Raw genomic sequence first — 19,657 nt, 5'->3', positions numbered from 1 at the left:
GTCGGGTAATAAGATGATGACCCTCGAAGAATTAGTGCAGTCATTACGTGGGCAGGTGAAGGTTCTTGAGCAAGCGGGGGATCTCCGGGTGTCGCTGACAGCGATCACGGATGATTCTAGAGCCGTGCAGGCGGGAAGTCTGTTCGTGGCCGTCAAGGGCGAGCAGGTTGATGGTCACCGGTATATCTCGTCTGCGCTCGCGTCTGGCGCGGCGGCCGTAGTCATGCAGGAGGCGGTAGCCGAAGTGGACCGTTCGTACGTGCGGGTGGCGGACTCACGCAAGGCGCTGGGATATTTGGGAAGCCGGTTTTATGGCGATCCCTCAGGACGGCTGCGGATGATCGGCATCACCGGCACGAATGGGAAAACGACCACCTCTTATGTCTGCAAGGCTTTGTTGGAATCGATTGGAGGCCGAGTCGGCTTGATCGGAACCGTGGCCTATCAAATCGGGAGCGAGATTATCCCTGCCTCCCATACCACACCAGGTGCGTTGGAGTTGCAGCAGCTTTTGAAGAAGATGGTCGACGGCAGATGCTCGGCAGCGGTGATGGAAGTGTCATCGCATGCGCTCGCGCAAGATCGGGTGAGTGGGACTGAATACGACGTGGCCGTGTTCTCCAACTTGACCCAGGACCATCTCGATTTTCATAAGACGATGGAAGAATATTTTCAGGCCAAGCTCCGGCTCTTCACGGGATTGACCGGGATCCAGAAGCCGAACAAGCGGGCCATCGTCAACAGCGATGACCCAAGCGGCGCCCGCATCGCGTCTCTTTGTGCCGTGCCGGTGTGGACCTATGGCATCAAGGATAAGGCCGATCTTCGAGCGGAACAGGTTCGTCTCTCTCTCGACGGCACGACATTTATGGCGGCAACGCCTGCTGGGACCTTTCCGGTCGAGAGTCATCTGGTCGGCGAACACAACGTCTATAACATGTTGGCGGCGATCGGCGTGGCTTTGCACGAAGGGGCCACGATCGACCAGGTGCGGCAGGCCGTGACCCGCGTCACCAATGTGCCCGGTCGATTCGAGCGCGTCATGGCCGGGCAGCCGTTCACGGTTGTCGTGGACTACGCCCATACCGAAGACGCGCTGGTTCGGTTGCTGACGGCGGCGCAGGCATTGAAAGCAGGCCGGATCATCACAGTGTTTGGATGCGGGGGAGATCGCGATCGCGGGAAGCGGCCTAAAATGGGTCGCGCCGCCGTTCAGCAGAGTGATGTGGTCATTCTCACCTCGGACAATCCGCGCACGGAAAATCCCCTGGCGATTCTCGATGAAGTGGAAGTCGGCGTGCGGGATGCGCTGCAACAGCGATCCCACGTGACCTATCAGAAGGTGGCCGATCGCCGTGAAGCGATCGCGACGGCGATGCGGGCCGCTCGGCCCGGCGATATGGTCCTCATTGCCGGGAAGGGGCACGAAGACTATCAGATTATCGGGACGAAGAAATTTCACTTCGACGATCGCGAAGTCGCCCGTGATGCGATTCGTGAATTGACGCATTGTGCCTGATTCAAGCGAGGCTCTGTCACAGATTGGGATGATCATGCCGCTGTTAACCGGTGAAGAACTTCGAGAAGTGATCAGCGTCAAAATGCTTTCCGGCGATGCGCCTCGGTGGGCGAAGCAACGCATTCGACAGCTCAGCCTCGACTCGCGGGCGATCCGTGCCGGAGATCTGTTCATCGCGATTCGCGGCGATAAATTCGACGGCCATGACTATGTGGCGGCGGCGCTGTCCCGAGGTGCGGTCGGTGCCATTGTGCATGACAGCTACGTGGTTCCCCCGGCGCTGTTGACGGCAGGGCCCAAGTCGGCACCCCCGTTCATTCTGGGTGTGCGCGATCCGCTCTTTGCCTATCAGCAGCTGGCTACGCATCACCGCAGTCGGTTCGATATCCCGCTGGTGGCCGTGACGGGCAGTAACGGGAAAACCACCACGAAGGAAATGGTGGCGAGCGTGATGGGGCAGCGCTGGCGCGTGTTGAAGACGGAGAGCAACTTCAATAATCGAATCGGAGTTCCTCACACCCTCTTGAGATTGACGGGTCGGCATGAAGCGGCCGTCATCGAAATGGGTGTCGATAACCTCGGGCAGACGACGCGTCTCTGTGAAATCGCTCGCCCGACCATCGGCGTCATTACGAATATCGGGCCGGATCACCTGGAGTTTTTCGGCAGTATGGAAGGATCGGCGCAGGCGAAGGCGGAGTTGCTCGATCTCCTTCCTCCGGACGGGACAGCCATTCTGAACGCCGACGATCCGTATTTCGACTATCTGGCCGCGCGAGCCCAATGCCGTGTGGTGTCGTTCGGCTATTCGCCGAAGGCTGATGTGCGGGCGTTGCACGAAAAGTCAGATGGGCGTGATGGGACGATGTTCCGGCTGCTTCTTCCGGGGAAGGTCCGGCATACGATCGTGCGAATCAAGGTGCAGGGTTCCCACAATGTGACCAATGCCTTGGCGGCCGCCGCAGTCGGAACGGTGCTCGGCGTGTCCGGCGCCGTGATTGCGCAGGGCTTGTCTCGATTCCGTCCGGCCGCGATGCGGTCGCAAGTCGTCATGAGCCACGGGATACGCGTGATCAACGATTGCTATAACGCCAACCCCGCGTCGATGAAGGCAGCGGTCCAATTGCTGGCTCAGGCGGGGAGTGGACGAACGACCATCGCCGTCTTGGGCGATATGCTGGAGCTCGGCTCGGGTGCGATGCGGATGCACGAAGAAGTCGGTGCCTTTGTGGCGCAGCAGGGCATTTCTCGATTGATCGCCTGCGGGCCGTTGGGGCGCGGTCTGGCGGACGGTGCGCGCCGGGCGGGGATGGATCCAGCAAGAGTGCAAGAATTGCCCGATGCCGTTGCCGCGGCGGCTGCCGTCAAAACGATGGCCGTGTCCGGTGATGTCGTGCTGGTCAAGGCGTCGCGCGGAATGAAGATGGAGCAGGTGGTCGATGCCTTGCAAGGCGTGAAGCGGGTGTCGAAGAAGGCCTCGTAACTTTCAGGGGTAGAGACGGGCTCGGCGCTGTAAGCCCCCGGCGTCGTCGTGACGGTTGTCCTATGCTGTATAACTGGCTATATCCACTGCACACAGAATTCTCGTTTCTGAATGTCTTTCGCTATCAGAGCTTCCGCATCATTTATGCGGCGGTCACGGCGTTCCTCATCGCGTTCATTCTGGCCCCCTGGCTCATTCGCAAACTGCAAGAAATCAAGCTGGGTCAACAGATCCGCAACGACGGACCCAAGAGTCACCTGGCCAAGAGCGGGACTCCGACGATGGGCGGTCTTTTGATTCTCTTTGCTGTGGTGCTGTCCACGCTGCTGTGGGCCGACATCACGAAGCCGTATGTGTGGCTGGTGCTCGCGGCGATGGTGGGTTTCGGCGCGATCGGGTTTGCCGATGACTATCTCAAATTCATCAAGCGGCAATCGAAGGGATTGTCGGCGTCGCAAAAATTTGCCGCCCAAGTCGCGATTGCCTCGGCGATTGCGATCACACTGTATTTTCTCCCTGGGTATACGACCAAGCTGAGTGTGCCGTTCTTTAAGAACTTCACGCCTGACCTGGGCTGGTTCTACATCGTCTTTGCCGTACTCGTCATCGTGGGGAGTTCCAATGCCGTCAATCTGACCGACGGCCTCGACGGCCTGGCCATCGGTCCCGTGATGATTACTGCGCTCGCCTATACGATTGTGGCTTACGTGGCCGGGCACCGATTGATGTCGGACTACCTGTTGATCCCCCACATCGAAAACGCCGGTGAAATCGCCGTGTTTACCGCTGCCATTCTGGGGTCGAGCCTTGGGTTCTTATGGTTCAACACCTACCCGGCGTCCGTGTTCATGGGGGATGTGGGGTCGCTTCCGCTTGGCGCAGCGCTCGGCACGGTTGCGGTCATCAGCAAGCACGAATTGTTGCTGCTGCTGGTCGGCGGCGTGTTCGTGATCGAAGCGGTGTCAGTCATTTTTCAAGTTGTGTCGTTTAAATCGCGTGGGAAGCGGATCTTCCTGATGGCCCCGATTCATCATCATTTCGAGATGAAGGGGTGGGAAGAGCCCAAAGTGGTGGTCCGGCTCTGGATCATCGCCATCCTCTTGGCCTTGTTAAGCCTGAGTACGCTGAAGTTGCGATAACGGGCCGGTGCGTGAAGACGGAATACGTATGGTGAGCGAAGGCGTGATGGAACTACAGGGCACGAAGGTCACGGTGGTGGGGTTGGCCCGTAGCGGCGTGGCCGCGGCGCGGTTGCTCCAGGCCGTTGGCGCTCACGTCACGGTTGCCGACCGAAAAGAGCGGAGTGAGCTGGGTTCGGTCCTGACGCAGCTGGAGGACGCGCGTGTCGGGGTCACGGTCGGCAGCCGGTACGAAACAGCGTTGGAGTCGGCTGAGCTCGTGGTCATCAGCCCCGGCGTGCCCTATCGCATGGAAGCTCTGGAGCGGGTACGGCAGCGGGGCGTGAAGGTGATCAGCGAATTGGAATTGGCGTCGCGATTTGTCTCGGCCCCGATGCTGGCGCTGACCGGAACCAACGGCAAGAGCACGACGGTGACGCTGATCGGCAAAATGTTGCAGGACAGCGGGAAGCGAGTCTTTGTCGGGGGCAACCTGGGCACGGCCTTGAGCGAAGCGGCGATACAAATGGTACTGGCGTCGCAACAAGGATCGCCAAGTCCGTTCGATGTGCTCGTAGTTGAAGTCTCAAGTTTTCAGCTGGAAACGGTGGAGCAATTCCATCCCCGGATTGCGGCGTTACTCAACGTCACCGTGGATCATCAAGACCGCTATGCGTCGATCGACGAATATGTCGCCGCCAAGCGGCGCATTTTCGAAAGCCAGAAGCCGACTGATTATGCGCTGTTCAATCTGGACGATCAGCGAGTCGCGGCCCTTCGCTACAGCGTCAAGGCCCGGGTGTTGGGATTCACCAGACAATCGGTTCTGCCGGCGGATGTCTCCGGCGGCACGTATCTGGAGGGCGATCGACTGGTCACGACGGTGACGGGTGTGCGGCAGGAGATCTGTCGCCGACAGGAGATCAAGATCATCGGCGATCACAATGTGGAGAACGCGATGGTGGCCGCTACCTATGCGTTGTTGAGCGGTAGCTCGCTCGAATCGGTCAGACGTGTACTCATGACCTTCCCGGGCCTGGAGCACGCGTTGGAAATTGTGCGAGATCGCCGCGGGGTCCGGTTCGTCAACGACTCCAAGGGAACGAACGTCGATGCCACGCTCAAGGCGATTGAAAGTATCGATCAACCCATTTGGTTGATTGCCGGCGGCCGCGACAAGGGCGGGGATTTTTCTCGGCTCGCGCCGGCGATTCGGCAGCGAGTGAAGGGGCTGATCTTGATCGGAGAGGCGACGCCCTTGATCGCCCAGGCGATGGCCGGATTCTCCACGATCAGCCGGGCGGCGTCATTGAAAGAGGCGGTGCAGGCGGCGGCTGACAGTGCCGTCTCGGGCGGCGTCGTGTTGTTTTCACCGGCCTGCGCCAGTTTCGACATGTTTGCGGATTATCAGGATCGAGGCCGGCAGTTTAAGGCCCTTGTGCAATCCTTGCCGGCCTAAGGGCGGCGAGTCAAAGGGGATTTGACGCTGAACGATGTCACAGAGAGCTGCAGGGACCCTGGCATTGCCGTGGCCCACCACGAGCCCCCGCGCCGCGAAGAAGCGGGTGCCGATGGACCACACGCTATTGATCGTCACCATGGTGCTGGCGTTGGTCGGTCTGGTGATGGTGTTCAGCGCGAGCGCGGTGGTGGCGGGGAATCGGTTCCACGACTCCGGCTACTTCCTCAAGCGGCAGCTGGCGTGGCTGACCTTCGGATTTGTGCTGCTCCAAGTCGCGTCGCGGGTCGACTATGTCTGGTGGAAGCGGTTGTCGGTGCCGTTGCTGGGTTTGATGGCGCTGTTGCTGGTGATGGTCTTGATCCCATCGCTCGGCGTTGCGGCCAAAGGGGCGCGGCGGTGGTTGCGTCTCGGACCGATTTCGATCCAGCCGGCGGAGATGGTCAAGCTGGTGGCGGTGATTTATCTGGCGGCCTATCTGACCAAGAAGGAAGACCGAATCACAAGCTTCTCCTCTGGCCTGCTGCCGGTGCTGCTCGTGATCGGTCTGTTGAGCGGCCTGGTGCTGTTGGAGCCGGATCTCGGGACGGTGGTCGTGATCGGTCTCGTGACGATCGGACTGTTGTTTCTCGGCGGCGCGGAATTGAAACATCTACTGGGGTTGGCCCTGTGCGCGGTGCCGGTCGTTTTGGTGCTCGTCCTCGGATCGAGTTACCGGCGTCAGCGGCTGCTGACTTTTCTGGCTCCGTGGAAAGATGCGTCGAACGCCGGGTTTCAGATCACCCAGTCCTTTCTCGCCTTCGGCAGCGGCGGTCCTTTCGGAGTGGGGTTGGGCGAGGGGAAACAGAAGCTGTTCTTTCTTCCCGAAGCCCATACGGACTTTGTTTTGGCGTTGGTCGGAGAGGAATTGGGGCTGGTAGGCACGGGCGCGATCATTCTGCTCTTTGCGTTGTTCGTGGTGCGTGGTTTTCAGATTGCAGCCAGAGCCCGGATGCCCTTCGGGCGTTATTTGGGCATCGGCATCACGTTGTTGATCGGCGGGCAGGCGCTGGTGAATGCGGCGGTGGCGACGGGGATGCTGCCGACCAAGGGATTGACCTTGCCCTTCGTGAGCTACGGCGGATCGTCCCTGGTCATCAGTCTGCTGGCGGTCGGAATCTTGCTGAATATTTCGAGAGATCGGCAAGCAGGGCCTCAGGAGGGGACGGGACGGAGCGGGCGCGGCAGGTCTGGGCACGGATGACGATACTCATCGCCGCAGGGGGGACGGGCGGGCACTTGTATCCGGCGGTGGCGCTGGCCCGCGAGTTTCAGCGGCGCGATCCATCGACCAAGATCGTCTTTGTGGGTACGGCGAAAGGGATTGAAACCAAGGTGTTGGCGCACGAAAAATTTTCCCTCGAACTCATTACGGCCAAGCCGGTGATGGGAAAAGGACTAGGCGAAGCCTTGCGGGGATTGTTGTCCGTGCCGATCGGTCTCTGGCAGTCGATGCGGTTGATCTCCCGGTACCGGGCGAATCTCGTCATCGGCGTGGGCGGCTACACCAGTCCGACGATGTTAGTAGCGGCGGCATTGAAAGGGGTTGCACGGGTCATTCTGGAGCCGAATGCCTATCCAGGCATGGCCAATATTGCGGTCGGCCCTTGTGCGCAGCGCGTGTTTCTGGGATTTGCCTCCGCCGCCGAGAAATTTGCGAAGGACAAAGTTCGCGTGGTCGGGTCGCCGATTCGGCAATCATTTCTGGATGCGATCACGGCCGCCCCTTCGGCCGCAGAAGACCGGCAGCGGTTGTTGGTTTTTGGCGGCAGTCAAGGGGCGAAGGCGATCAATAGCGCGATCATCGATGGACTGGAGGCGTTGGCGCAGACCTGTCCGCGGCTCTCCATTACGCACCAGACTGGAGAGGCTGACCACGCGAGGGTCGTTGAGGCGTACCGGCAGGCCGGTGTTGTGGCCGAAGTTGTTCCATTTCTCTACGACATGCCGACCGTCTTGCGCGCTGCGGATCTGGTGGTGGCGCGCGCCGGGGCTATGACCATTGCGGAGCTCACGGCCTGTGGGAAGCCGGCGATTCTCATCCCGCTGCCAACGGCCATTTACGATCACCAGATGAAGAATGCGCGGGCGATGGAGGCGGCGGGAGGCGCGATGGTGTTGCCGCAGCCGGAGTTGACCGGGGCGCGGTTGGCCGGGTCTATCGCCGAGTTATTGCGGCAACCGGATCGTTTGCGTGCGATGCAGGAGAAGAGTCGGGCGATGAGTCGAATCGATGCAGCGGAGAGGATCGTCCACGAATGCTATGCGCTCATGGGGGTGAATCATGACAACCACCGGACTGTTGGAGCGACGGGAGTCTAATGCGGCAGCGACGCGAGAGCAGGCACAGCGACCATCAACAGGATCACCAGGATTGAGGCGAACAGCCATGTTTCGAAAAACACAGCACATTCATCTAGTAGGTATCGGCGGGTCGGGGATGAGCGGGATCGCGGAAGTCCTTCTCACCATGGGCTACAAGGTCAGTGGCTCGGATCTGCAAGCCTCGGAAACCACCAGGCGTCTGGAGGAGCTCGGAGGCAAGATTGCGATCGGCCATCACGAAGCCAATATCGGCGAAGCGCAGGTCGTGGTGATTTCCTCCGCTGTGGCGGCGACGAATCCGGAAGTGCTGGCGGCAAAGGCCAAGCAGGTGCCGGTGATTCCACGGGCTGAAATGCTGGCCGAGTTGATGCGCTTGAAATTCGGAGTGGCGATCGCGGGCGCTCACGGCAAGACGACGACGACGTCGATGGTGGCGAATGTGCTGGCGTCCGGTGGATTGGATCCGACGATGGTGATCGGTGGCAAGGTGAATGCCCTTGGCAGCCATGCGCGACTCGGCCGCGGCGAGTTGCTGGTGGCGGAGGCCGATGAGAGTGACGGGTCCTTCCTCCGATTGTCGCCGACGGTCGTGGCCGTGACCAATCTGGATCGCGAGCACCTCGACCACTACGGATCGATGGAAAAGATTTATGACAGCTTTCTGGAGTTCATCAACAAGATTCCTTTCTATGGATTGGCGGTGCTGTGCTCCGACGATGAACGGCTGCGCGCGTTGTTCCCGCGTATTGTGAAGCGCTATCACACCTATGGACTGCAAGAAACTCCCGGTGTCGTGCCGGATTTCAGAGCGACGGATATCGTGCTCAAGCAATGGGGTGCCGAGTTTCGTGCACATTTCCGCGGAAAAAATCTGGGGCCTTTCCGGCTCGCTGTCCCCGGTATGCATAACGTCTCCAACGCGCTGGTGGCGATTGCGATTGGGATCGAGCTGGATGTGCCCGTCGATTTGATCCGCAAGGGCCTGGCGGCGTTCACGGGTGTCGAGCGGCGGTTTCATCTGCGCGGAGAAGCCAACGACATCATGGTCGTGGACGATTACGGGCATCACCCCACAGAGGTGAAAGCCACGCTGGCGGCGGCGAAACAGGGATGGGATCGGCGGTTGGTGGTGTTGTTCCAACCGCACCGGTACAGCCGGACGCGCGATCTGATCGAGGAGTTCACGCACGCCTTCGATCAAGCGGATCTGCTGTTCATGACGGACATTTATGCAGCCGGAGAAGCGCCGATCCCGGGTGTGTCGGGCGCCGTGCTGGCTGACCGTATCAAGGCCGCCGGCCACCAGGGCGTCACCTTCGTCGAGAAGAAGGAAACGCTGCCCGATCAGGTGCTGCCGCATTTACAGCCGGGCGATCTGGTCGTGACATTGGGTGCCGGCGATATTTGGAAAGCGGGGACGGGGTTGCTGGCGCGACTGGCTCCCAATACGTAGGCAATGGCTCGGCAAGGACGGACAGATGCACAGACCGGTCGTCGGACAATCAGTCAGCGTCGATTGGAAGCCGCGGTCGACGGGATTCGCGGAGCGGTCGCGTTCAATGCCTCGCTCAAAGACTACACGTCCTTTCGCATCGGAGGGCCGGCTGATGTCTTGGTCGAACCGGCCGATGTCGATGATGTGGCCCGTCTGGTCCGGCAGGCCAAGGCGCAGAAGCTTCCGCTGTTTGTGGTGGGGGGCACGAATCTCCTCATTCGCGACAAGGGGATCAGAGGCGTGGTCGTTCATCTCGGAACGCTTCGTGCGATCAGAGAAGAGCCGGGAGCGGTCCTATATGCCGAAGGGGGCGTGGGGATGCCGACGCTGATCGGGTACGCCATCCGGCATTCGCTGGCAGGGTTGGAATGGGCCGCCGGGATTCCCGGCACGGTCGCCGGGTGTGTCGTGATGAACGCGGGAACCAGGTTAGGCGAAATGAAAGACTCAGTGAAGGCCGTACGGCTCGTGAATCGCAACGGCGAGGTGATCGATATCCCGGCAGCGGAGATTCCTTTCACGTATCGCCGAGCCACGTTGCCCGCCGGCATTGTCGTGGGTGTGTGGGTGCAGCTGAAAGCGGGCGTGCGGGCGGAGGTCGAAAAAGTCGTGAAAGACTATCTGCACTATCGGCGGGATACGCAGCCGTTGGCGCTGCCGAGTGCCGGGTGCGTGTTCAAGAATCCTTTCAAGGACTCGGCCGGGCGGGTCATCGACGCGGCCGGACTCAAAGGCGCTCAAGTCGGCGATGCGCAGGTCTCGGACAAGCATGCAAACTTTATTGTGAATCAGGGGCAGGCGACCGCTAAGGATGTGCTGGCGCTGATCCGGAAAGTCCGGGCGGCGGTGGCGCGGAAGACCGGGATGAAGTTGGAGTTGGAACTCAAGGTCGTGGGACAGGCCTAGGACAGGAGCGTGATGGCAGACCGACGTGTGCTGACAGAGAAACGGATCGGGGTCTTGATGGGCGGACAGTCGTCCGAGCGAGACGTCTCGCTGCGCACCGGGCAGGCGGTCCACCAGTCGCTCCTTCGCCGGGGCTATCACGCCGTCGCGATTGACGTGAGCCCGAATCTCTCTCGCGATCTGACGGAGCACAACATTGAGGTGGCTTTTCTTTCGCTGCATGGTCCAGGCGGCGAGGATGGGACGATCCAGGGATTTTTAGAGACGCTCGGGATTCCCTACACGGGGTCGGGGGTGCAGGCGAGCGCGATGGGCATGCACAAAGTCACCACGAAAACGCTGGCGGTGTCGGCGAAAGTTCCGGTTCCGGCCGGGACGCAGGTTCGGCGCGGTGAACAACCGTCGCTGGCGATGGTGCTGAAGGCGACGAAACTGAAATTGCCGGTGGTGGTGAAGCCGGCTTCGCAGGGGTCCACGATCGGAGTGTCCATCGTCCGGAAGACCGCGCAGTGGAAAGAGGCGTTGGCCTTGGCCCATCGCTATGATTCCGATGCGATGGTCGAGGCCTATATTCCGGGACATGAAACGACGGTGTCGATTTTGGGCGGGCCGTCCGGCGTGCTCACGGTATTGCCGGTGGTGGAAATCGTGGCGCCGGAAGGGTTCTACGATTTTTCGGCGAAGTATCAGAAGGGCAAAACCCAATATCTTTGTCCGGCTCCGCTTCCCGCCAAAATCACCAAGCAGATTGCTGAATTGGCGAAGCGCACGTACGAAGCGTTGGGATGTGAAGGCGCGGCCCGAGTGGATTTCAGAATCACACCGCGCGGAAAGCCCTACATGCTGGAGATCAACACGGTGCCCGGCATGACGGAGACGAGTCTGTTGCCGATGGCGGCGGGGCACGCCGGCATCGATTACGACAGTTTGGTCGAATGCATTTTGCAATCGGCCTTGGACCGGGCCGACCGCATGGCACTCGCCAAAAAAGGATTGCCGGCATGAAGCGTTGGACGATCGATCGGCGCCGTGCGCAGCGCTCTTCCGGACCGCGGCTGAATCAGTGGAAAGGCACGCGGTCGAGTGCTGAAACGACGCAGGATCGCGCGGTGCGCCGCACCCAGGCGGCGGCGAAAGGCCGGCGGCTTATTCGCTGGAGCGCCATCGTCGTTGGGGTGGTTCTGGCGGGGTGGGGCCTGGCCGTCGGCATACAGCGCTCCGGTCCGTTGCTTCAGCGCCTTCTTGAAATCAAGGCGGTCACCGTTGAAGGGGTGCATCAGATCGGGAAGCAGGAGTTGGTGGATCGGCTGGCGCTCAAGCCAGGGACTTCGCTCCACCACATTCTGACGACGACCATGAAGGAGCGCGTGGAGTCTCATCCCTGGGTGAAGGAAGCGGTGATTACCCGGGTCCCGTTGCATGAGCTGCGCATTTCTGTGGTGGAGCGCAAGCCGGCCGCCATCGTGCACGCGGGGTCGGAGAATTTCTTGAGTGATGAAGAGGGGCATGTGCTGGCGCGGTTGGGGCAGGACGACAACGGCATGCTTCCGATGGTCACGGGCTTGGATTCCCGGGAGTTGTTGCGCGGGGATACGGCTGTCCGTCATGCGGTGAAGTCCGGGGTGATGCTATCCAGATTAGTGGGGCAGAGCATCGACGGGCGCGTGCAAGTGAATGCCGCAAATCCCGCTAACCTGGTGGCTACCGTTCGGGGCGTTCAATTCCAATTCGGCGAAGCCGAGGTCAGCGATCAATGGGAACGGTTTCAACGAGTCAAGCCTTCGCTGAAGACGGTGATGTTCGACGGCCATGGGCGGGGCGGGAATGAAATCGATCTACGGTATGAGAATCGTGTGATTGTGCGAGAGAGGGGGTGATCGCGGTGCCAAAACGAGATCAAATCCTTGTCGGGTTAGACATCGGAACCACCAAGATTTGCGCGATCGTCGCGGAGATCACGGATGGCGGCATGTTGAACATCATCGGCGTCGGAGCCAGTCCGTCCCGCGGGTTGCGCAAGGGAGTGGTGGTCGATATCGAGAGTACGGTGGAGTCGATCAAGAAGGCGGTCGAAGAGGCCGAACTGATGGCGGCGGTCCAGATTAATTCGGTCTATACCGGTATTGCCGGCAGTCATATTTCCGCGGAGAACTGCAAGGGCGTCGTGGCGCTGAAGAAGGCCGAAGTGACGCGTGAGGATATTCATCGGGCCATCGAAAGCGCCCGGACGCTCGCGGTCATTCCGCACGAACGGCGCATCCTGCATGTCTTGCCGCGCGAGTACATGGTCGACGGACAGGAAGGCGTGCGCGAGCCGCTCGGGCTGTCCGGGAACCGGCTTGAAGTGAATGTGCACGTGATTACCGGTGCCGTGACCTCCGCGCAAAACATCATCAAGAGCGTCAACCGTGCCGGGCTCGATGTGGTGGACATCATTCTGCAGCCCCTGGCCTCCAGCGAAGCGGTGCTGAGTCAGGAAGAGCGGGACCTGGGTGTGGCCATGGTGGATCTCGGTGGCGGGACGACCGATCTGGCGATTTTCCTCGACGGCAGCATCCGGCATTCGGCGGTGCTTCCCATCGGCGGACAGAACCTGACGAAGGACCTGGCGATCGGTTTACTGACGTCCCAGACCGAGGCCGAGAAAATCAAGATGCAGTACGGCATTGCCCGGACGGATTTAGTGACCGGACACGAGACCGTCGAGGTGCCGTCGGTGGGCGATCGTCCGGCTCGGACCTTTTCCCGTCGGGATATTGCGGAGATTCTCGAGCCGCGCGTGGAAGAAATGTTCGAGCTGGTCCGGCGTGAGATCGCACGGGCCGGTTATGAAGGCATCCTGGGTGCCGGGGTCGTCTTGACCGGCGGCACGTCGTTGCTCGAAGGGATGCCGGACGCGGCGGAAAAGGTGCTGAATTTGCCGGCGCGTCGCGGGACGCCGTCGGGAGTCGGAGGGCTCAGAGATATTGTGAGCAACCCCGGTCATGCGACCGGCGTCGGACTCTTGTTGCATGCGAGAAAGCACGCGGATGAGTTGGAAACAGCGGGCCTTCGGAACGGGGGGCCCTGGGCGAAGATGTTTGGGTGGACGAAGCGGGTGTTGGAAGTGTTTTAACTTTCCCGCGCGGCATGGGGCCGCTCGGCGATCACAGGTGAGGAGGTGCCGCAATGTTTTCATTCCAGGAAGATGCACTGTTGCCGGTCAGGATCAAGGTTGTGGGCGTCGGCGGGGCTGGGTGTAACGCGGTGAATACGATGATCGGGTCGGGCCTCGCCCGGGTCGATTTCATCGCCGCGAATACCGATTTACAAGCGCTCGACCGGTCGCTGGCGCCGTACAAAATTCAATTGGGTCCTGAGCGGACTCGCGGGCTCGGCGCCGGTGCCCGCCCGGAAATCGGCAAGGATGCGGCACTGGAGAGCAAGGATCATATTCGGGAATGTCTCGAAGGCGCGGATATGGTGTTCGTCACCGCTGGCATGGGCGGCGGGACAGGTACCGGCGCGGCCCCGATTGTGGCCAGTATCGCGCGGGAGCAGGGTATTCTCACTGTGGGCGTGGTGACCAAGCCCTTTCAATATGAAGGCCAGCGCCGCCATAAGCATGCGGAAGAAGGCATCCGGGACCTTCGCCGCCATGTCGATACGCTCCTGGTGATTCCGAATCAGCGCTTGCTGGGGATTGTCGATAAGTCGACGCCCCTGCTCGAAGCCTTCAAGGTCGCCGACGATGTGTTGCGCCAGGCGATCCAGGGCATTGCCGATGTGATCACGACCACCGGGCATGTGAACGTCGACTTTGCCGATGTGCGGACGATCATGTCGCATACGGGCCGCGCTGTCATGGGCATGGGGATCGCACGGGGAGCCAATCGCGCGATCGAAGCCGCGCAACGGGCGATCTGCAGTCCGCTGCTCGAAGAAGGCAGTGTGCAGGGTGCGCGTGGCGTGCTGCTGAACATCACCGGCGGTCCGAATATGACGCTGCATGAAATCGAAGAGGCGGCCTCCATCATCCAGCAAACGGCCGATTCAGATGCCAACATCATTGTCGGCCAAGTGATCAATCCCGACATGGGCGATGATCTGGTCGTGACGGTCATTGCCACGGGCTTTGAATGTGAAGAGGATATGGTCTCGATGACGGCGAACGTCGAGCAGACGTCGGCCCGTGCCGCGAAGCCGGTGCAGCCGGTCTTGGCCGGTGTGGGCGTGAGCGCGGCGATGGGGATGGGCGATCGGCCGATGAAAGATCTGGATCGCCCCACGTTCCTTCGGCAGCGGAACGATGCTCGTGAGGCCATCGATCGGGCGTTAGTGGCGGAAGATGAATGGGATGTCCCCACGTTTCTCCGGAAGCAGGTGAACTAGGCCGAGAGCCACGTTCGTTGTGATGGATCAAGGGGAAGGGACAAGGGGCAAAGGGATCGACGCATGGGACGAGCAGCGGTGATTACGGTGCCGGCGTTTGCTTCTGCGAGAAGCGGCGTCCGGCACTTCTTCGGCACGAGGGCGCATGCCGACCAGCTGCGCTTAGGGACCGGTGCGCCGATTCGTGCGCCCGGTGTTCCGGCTCCATGGATCTTATCGGTGAAACAGGTGCATGGGACGGAGGCCCTTGTCGTCGATCGTCCATTGACCGATGCCGATCGGTTTGACGGTGGCTGGGATGCGCTGGTGACGGATCAGCCGGGGACGATGGTGGCGGTACGGACCGCTGACTGCGTCCCGGTGTTGGTGCACGATGCGCGTCGGCGGGTAGTTGCCGCGATTCATGCCGGATGGCGTGGGGCCGTGGCCGGCATCGTGCCCAAGACATTGTTGCTTATGCAGACGCGGTTTGGGGCGGAGATCGGGCAGCTGCATGTCAGTATTGGCCCGTCCGCCGGCGTCTGTTGCTACGAAGTAGACGCACCGGTCCTCGATGAAGTTCGGAACCGCTTTGCTTGGTGGGAAACGGTCTTGCGTGACCATCGCGAGGACAAGGCGCGGCTCGATCTCAAGGCGTTGATCAGGCGGCAAGTGCAGGATTGCGGGATTGACGGCGGGCAAATCACGAGCGTGAACGTGTGTACGATTTGTCACGAGGATCTTTTTTTCTCCTATCGGCGCGAGGGCAAGGTGATGGGGACGATGGTGAGCGCCATTGGCCTGTCGGCAACCCAGTAGGGGGGCGCACGAGAGCCCCTGCCAATTCCCGAGAGCTTCCGTTAGAATATCGCCAGCGACCGAGATCGCAAGGGGTATAAACTGTTGCCAGCGTAGCCATTTATGGAGTCGGACGCAGATGATTCCCTTGCCCGACGGGTGCATCAGATCCTGGATCGGATTCGTTGCGCGGCGGAGCGGGCCGGACGATTGCCGGAGATGGTTCGGCTGGTCGCTGCGACCAAGACGGTTCCGGCTGAGCGGATCAGAGAGGGGCTTGGTGTCGGGCTCTCCCTCCTGGGAGAGAATCGGATGCAGGAAGCGCTCTCAAAAGGTGCGCTCCTCCGCGACCTATCGCCCCGCTGGCATTTCATCGGTCAATTGCAACGGCGGAAAGTGCGCGATGCGGTCGGAACGTTTGAGCTGATTCACTCGGTCGATTCTGTCGAGCTGGCGCAGGAAATCAACCGGCGCGCCGGTGACGCCGGTATACAACAGGCGGTCCTCTTAGAGGTGAACATTGCCGACGAAGCGAGCAAGGCAGGTTTTTCGACGCAGGGGTTGATGCAGGCGCTCGGTCTTCTCGGCGACTTGCCGCACCTCCGGATTCACGGGTTGATGACGATACCGCCTCCGACGGAACAGCCGGAAGACGCCCGTCCCTATTTCCGCGATCTTCGCGAACTTGGGGCGCGCATCGCTGCTCAGAGGATTTCGTCAGTGGTCATGCAGGAATATTCCATGGGTATGTCACATGATTTTGAAGTGGCGATCGAAGAGGGAGCCACGTTGGTGCGCGTAGGCACGGCGATTTTTGGAGCGCGCCATGGCTAAGATTCGTATCGCTGAAAAGATTGCCTTTATCGGTGGCGGCCAGATGGCCGAAGCGCTGATTGCCGGGCTTGTCGCGACGCGCTGTTGCGAGCCGGATCAGATCTGGGCCACAGACCCGGTTGCGCAGCGATGCGATGCATTGAAACGCCTGCATGGTGTTCGTGTGGGCAGTTCGAATCGCGAGGCGGCCGCCTGGGCGGGAATTATTGTCCTCGCCGTTAAGCCGCAGATTCTTGATGCGGTCATGAACGATATTGCCGGAGACTTGAAGCGGGCGCTCACGATATCCGTGGCCGCCGGGATTCCGATTCAGGCCATCACGAAAGCCGGTGGAGCGGGAACAAAAGTAGTGCGAGCCATGCCGAATACCCCGGCCATGGTGCAGGAAGGGATGACGGCTTTGGCCATTGGGCCCGGTGTCTCTGAGTCGGACGCCGGAACGGCGCGTGCAATATTTGAATCGGTCGGGAAGGTTGTGACGGTTGAAGAGCGGTTGATGGATGCGGTGACAGGCCTCAGCGGCAGCGGTCCGGCTTATGTGTTTCTGGCTATCGAAGCCATGGCTGATGGCGGTGTAAAGATGGGGTTGCCCCGTGCGACGGCGGAGGTGCTGGCTGCACAAACCGTTTTGGGCGCGGCGAAGATGGTGATCGAGACGGGGGAGCACCCCGCTCGACTCAAGGACAAAGTCGCGTCTCCGGGCGGAACGACGATTGCCGGCCTGCATCGTCTCGAAACCGGGGGGATGCGCGCGACGCTCATCGATGCCATTGAAGCGGCGACGAAACGATCTCAGGAGCTCGGACGCTGATGTTTGTGTTTGGGAATGTGCTGTTGGGGACTGCCACGGTGCTGGACTATGTATTGTGGCTGTATATGTGGATCATCATCGCTCGGGCCTTGATCTCTTGGGTCAACCCCGATCCGTGGAATCCGATCGTCCAGTTCCTCGATCGTGCCACTGAACCGGTGCTCGCGCCCATCCGCCGCTGGATGGGGTGGCGCATGGGCCTCGATCTCTCGCCCATAATCGCCATTCTGATTTTGACGTTTCTGCAGTTCGCTGTGGTGCAGTCATTAAAAGATTTGGCGTTGCGGATGAACTGACTCAACGAATGGGGGCCGCTATGAAGATTACACCGCTCGACATTCAACAGATGGTATTTCGCACGAAGCTCCGCGGCTACGATCGCGAGGAGGTCAACCGCTTTCTCGAAGAGTTGGCGCAAACCGTGGAATCGTTGAATCGGGACAATGCATTGCTGCGAGAACGGCTGGCCATGACGGAACAGCAAGTGTCCGAATTGAAACGGACCGAGACGACGCTCTCGAATACGCTCGTCGCAGCGCAATCGCTGGCCGACGACGTCAAGCGCAGCGCGAACCGCGATGCGGAGTTGATCGTCAAAGAAGCCGAATTGAAGGCCGGCGAAGTTGTTCGACAGGCCCGGGTTGAATTGGGTGAGACGCAACGGGATCTGTCTTTGTTGCAGAAGCAGCGGCTGCTCATGGTCGAACGGATGCGGGCGACGCTCCATACGTTTGAGCGTATGTTGGATGTCGAGTCCGCGGAAGCCTATCAGGATAGCGGAGTGGTTCCTGAGGGGAAGATGGAGGGGGAGTCGAGTTCGACTCGCTCATGATTTCTTTGGCGATGTTGTGATCTTGAATTGCTCCTGCTCCCGAACGCCTGTTCGAACGCGTTGATGCAGTAATCATCGTGCGCTCATTGTCTTCGCGAGTCACGCTCCACTATGCCGAATTCCTCTATAATTCAGGCGGCGCTTGAGCAGGCCGTCACGGACGGAGTGTTTCCCGGGGCGGTGCTGGCGGTGCGCCGCGGTGGCGGTCAGGCCGATCTCTTTCCCGTTGGGCTCGTGTCGACTCTTGATGCCGCTCGAGCTGTCCAGCCGGCGACGGTCTATGATCTGGCCTCGCTCACGAAGCCGTTATCTACGGTGACGGCGCTGATATTGCTCACTCAAGCCGGACAATGTCAGCTGCAGGATCGGGTTGAATCGATACTTCCGGAATTGACTGGTAGCCCGATTGGCATGGCGTCGCTCTGGCATTTGTTGACGCATAGTTCCGGACTGCCTGGTTGGCGAGGGTATTACGAGCGATTGAGCCCGACCGCCTCCATCCCCGCGACAGAAGAACAGCGCAGTCTCTCGCGTACCGTCTTAGTAAAACTGATCCGAGACGAAGCTCTGATCTATGAGCGAGGGGTGCGGAGCCTCTACAGTGACCTAGGGTTTATGCTTTTGGGAATGATCGTGGAGCGATGTAGCAGGGTTCCGCTCCAGGAATTCTTTCGCGATCGGATCGCTTCCCTAGCGGGCATCTCGCAATTGGGATTTGTGCCGACAGAATGGATAGGTACTTTTCTTGAGTATGCTCGTCGCCGTGAGGGTGATGTTGCGCCCACGGAACACGATACCTGGAGAGGGCGCTTATTGTGTGGTGAGGTGCATGATGAAAACGCGGCTTCGTTAGGCGGTGTGGCCGGGCATGCGGGGCTCTTCGGAACGGCGGAGGCGGTGTTGGCAGTCACCGGGGCCTGGTTACAGGCCTATCATCGGCGGTCGTCTGGTCTGGATCCTGACCTTGTCAAAGAGTTTACCCGTCAACAGTCTAGTGTGCCGGGGTCGAGCTGGGCGTTAGGGTGGGATACTCCATCGTCTCCGTCATCGGCCGGAAGATTTCTGTCCGAGGTTTCTTTTGGCCATTTAGGGTATACGGGAACATCGATATGGATTGATCCACTTCATGAGTTGGAGGTCGTACTATTGTCCAATCGGGTGCATCCGACCAGGAGGAATGAGCAGATCAAAGCGTTTCGACCGCTGATCCACGAGTTGGTGTATCGAGAATATGTGGGATCTGTTTAGGCGGGATCGGGATAGTCGACCCAGGTTTCTTTTTCAGCGAGGTAGCGGGCGCCTCTGAAGTTGGCTCTTGTGCGGATGCGTACAAACCCCATTCCTTGAAGCTTTTCAACGACCTCGCGCACGGCAGCTCCGATAGTTGAATGAGACCCTCCTTGGACGATAAGGGCTTCGTACATGATTTTCCCAGAATAGCCTGCACTGGTTCGACTCACCAGGAGGGCGCGACTAAAATAGCGATCACTGGGGTCCACGCCTTCCAGCTGATGCTTCTCAACAAGTCCTTCTTTTTTCATCATCAAGGGTAACGCGCTCATCGATTCCTCCCGAGGGTCTGCATGGAGATTGCGAGGCAGATTATAGGCGGCTGGCGGCGCCACTGCAACCGCGTTGACAAGCCTAAAATCCCCTCACTAAGATGGCGGCGAGCGTTTTAGCAGGGG

19 protein-coding genes are annotated in these 19,657 nt (G+C 60.2%); 18 read left to right on the top strand and 1 reads right to left on the bottom strand.

All coding sequences use genetic code 11. The features are described from left to right. Positions 1 to 13: 13 nt before the first annotated feature. The 18 genes from NITLEN_RS03225 to NITLEN_RS03140 all read left to right on the top strand — a co-directional run bounded on the left by NITLEN_RS03225 (position 14) and on the right by NITLEN_RS03140 (position 19,217). Complete coding sequence (locus tag NITLEN_RS03225; RefSeq protein WP_245924371.1) at positions 14 to 1,519, top strand: UDP-N-acetylmuramoyl-L-alanyl-D-glutamate--2,6-diaminopimelate ligase; 1,506 nt, start codon at positions 14 to 16, stop codon at positions 1,517 to 1,519. A gap of 34 nt (positions 1,520 to 1,553) precedes the next feature. Next, positions 1,554 to 3,002 carry a UDP-N-acetylmuramoyl-tripeptide--D-alanyl-D-alanine ligase gene (locus NITLEN_RS03220; RefSeq protein ID WP_181416604.1) on the top strand — a complete coding sequence of 483 codons (1,449 nt, stop codon included), beginning with the start codon at positions 1,554 to 1,556 and terminating at the stop codon, positions 3,000 to 3,002. Positions 3,003 to 3,064: 62 nt separating this feature from the next. Next, positions 3,065 to 4,141 (top strand): phospho-N-acetylmuramoyl-pentapeptide-transferase, encoded by a 1,077-nt coding sequence (mraY, locus tag NITLEN_RS03215; RefSeq protein ID WP_121988124.1) that lies wholly within the window; start codon positions 3,065 to 3,067, stop codon positions 4,139 to 4,141. 28 nt (positions 4,142 to 4,169) lie between these two features. Further along, complete coding sequence (gene murD, locus NITLEN_RS03210) at positions 4,170 to 5,579, top strand: UDP-N-acetylmuramoyl-L-alanine--D-glutamate ligase (RefSeq protein ID WP_121988123.1); 1,410 nt, start codon at positions 4,170 to 4,172, stop codon at positions 5,577 to 5,579. A 34-nt stretch (positions 5,580 to 5,613) separates the two neighbouring features. Then, positions 5,614 to 6,822, top strand: a complete 1,209-nt coding sequence (ftsW, locus tag NITLEN_RS03205) for a putative lipid II flippase FtsW (protein ID WP_121988122.1) — start codon at positions 5,614 to 5,616, stop codon at positions 6,820 to 6,822. Beyond that, on the top strand, positions 6,819 to 7,940 hold the full coding sequence (gene murG, locus NITLEN_RS03200; protein WP_121988121.1) for an undecaprenyldiphospho-muramoylpentapeptide beta-N-acetylglucosaminyltransferase: 1,122 nt from the start codon (positions 6,819 to 6,821) through the stop codon (positions 7,938 to 7,940). The genes ftsW and murG overlap by 4 nt, the downstream gene beginning before the upstream one ends. 67 nt (positions 7,941 to 8,007) lie before the next feature. Next, entirely contained in the window at positions 8,008 to 9,396 is a 1,389-nt protein-coding gene (murC, locus tag NITLEN_RS03195) for a UDP-N-acetylmuramate--L-alanine ligase (RefSeq protein WP_121988120.1), read from the top strand. 3 nt (positions 9,397 to 9,399) lie between these two features. Further along, entirely contained in the window at positions 9,400 to 10,344 is a 945-nt protein-coding gene (gene murB, locus NITLEN_RS03190) for a UDP-N-acetylmuramate dehydrogenase (RefSeq protein WP_121988119.1), read from the top strand. 12 nt (positions 10,345 to 10,356) lie between these two features. Continuing rightward, on the top strand, positions 10,357 to 11,349 hold the full coding sequence (locus NITLEN_RS03185; protein ID WP_121988118.1) for a D-alanine--D-alanine ligase family protein: 993 nt from the start codon (positions 10,357 to 10,359) through the stop codon (positions 11,347 to 11,349). Then, positions 11,346 to 12,221, top strand: a complete 876-nt coding sequence (locus tag NITLEN_RS03180; RefSeq protein ID WP_181416603.1) for a cell division protein FtsQ/DivIB — start codon at positions 11,346 to 11,348, stop codon at positions 12,219 to 12,221. The genes NITLEN_RS03185 and NITLEN_RS03180 overlap by 4 nt, the downstream gene beginning before the upstream one ends. Continuing rightward, positions 12,218 to 13,459 (top strand): cell division protein FtsA, encoded by a 1,242-nt coding sequence (gene ftsA / locus NITLEN_RS03175; protein WP_121988116.1) that lies wholly within the window; start codon positions 12,218 to 12,220, stop codon positions 13,457 to 13,459. Before NITLEN_RS03180 ends, ftsA begins: the two co-directional genes overlap by 4 nt. 53 nt (positions 13,460 to 13,512) lie before the next feature. Then, on the top strand, positions 13,513 to 14,715 hold the full coding sequence (ftsZ, locus tag NITLEN_RS03170) for a cell division protein FtsZ (protein WP_121988115.1): 1,203 nt from the start codon (positions 13,513 to 13,515) through the stop codon (positions 14,713 to 14,715). Positions 14,716 to 14,778: 63 nt separating this feature from the next. Beyond that, positions 14,779 to 15,513: a peptidoglycan editing factor PgeF gene (gene pgeF, locus NITLEN_RS03165; RefSeq protein ID WP_121988114.1), complete on the top strand. Its 735-nt coding sequence runs from the start codon at positions 14,779 to 14,781 to the stop codon at positions 15,511 to 15,513. 102 nt (positions 15,514 to 15,615) lie between these two features. After that, on the top strand, positions 15,616 to 16,326 hold the full coding sequence (locus tag NITLEN_RS03160; RefSeq protein WP_121988113.1) for a YggS family pyridoxal phosphate-dependent enzyme: 711 nt from the start codon (positions 15,616 to 15,618) through the stop codon (positions 16,324 to 16,326). A 1-nt stretch (position 16,327) separates the two neighbouring features. Continuing rightward, the gene (gene proC / locus NITLEN_RS03155) at positions 16,328 to 17,137 is read left to right on the top strand and encodes a pyrroline-5-carboxylate reductase (RefSeq protein WP_121988548.1); all 810 of its coding nucleotides are present in this window, start codon (positions 16,328 to 16,330) and stop codon (positions 17,135 to 17,137) included. Then, a complete protein-coding gene (locus NITLEN_RS03150) occupies positions 17,137 to 17,433 on the top strand; it encodes a YggT family protein (protein WP_121988112.1) in 297 nt (98 codons plus the stop codon). Before proC ends, NITLEN_RS03150 begins: the two co-directional genes overlap by 1 nt. A gap of 20 nt (positions 17,434 to 17,453) precedes the next feature. Further along, the gene (locus tag NITLEN_RS03145) at positions 17,454 to 17,969 is read left to right on the top strand and encodes a DivIVA domain-containing protein (protein WP_181416601.1); all 516 of its coding nucleotides are present in this window, start codon (positions 17,454 to 17,456) and stop codon (positions 17,967 to 17,969) included. A gap of 111 nt (positions 17,970 to 18,080) precedes the next feature. Further along, positions 18,081 to 19,217, top strand: a complete 1,137-nt coding sequence (locus tag NITLEN_RS03140) for a serine hydrolase domain-containing protein (protein ID WP_121988110.1) — start codon at positions 18,081 to 18,083, stop codon at positions 19,215 to 19,217. Here NITLEN_RS03140 and NITLEN_RS03135 read toward each other — a convergent pair. Next, positions 19,214 to 19,531, bottom strand: coding sequence for a hypothetical protein (locus NITLEN_RS03135; protein ID WP_121988109.1), 318 nt, complete (start codon positions 19,529 to 19,531; stop codon positions 19,214 to 19,216). The genes NITLEN_RS03140 and NITLEN_RS03135 overlap by 4 nt on opposite strands. Positions 19,532 to 19,657: the final 126 nt, after the last annotated feature.

The sequence above is a fragment of the Nitrospira lenta genome (genome assembly GCF_900403705.1).
GTDB lineage: Bacteria > Nitrospirota > Nitrospiria > Nitrospirales > Nitrospiraceae > Nitrospira_D > Nitrospira_D lenta.
Note: the sequence above shows the minus strand (reverse complement) of the source record. Positions and strands in the feature narration are given on the sequence as shown.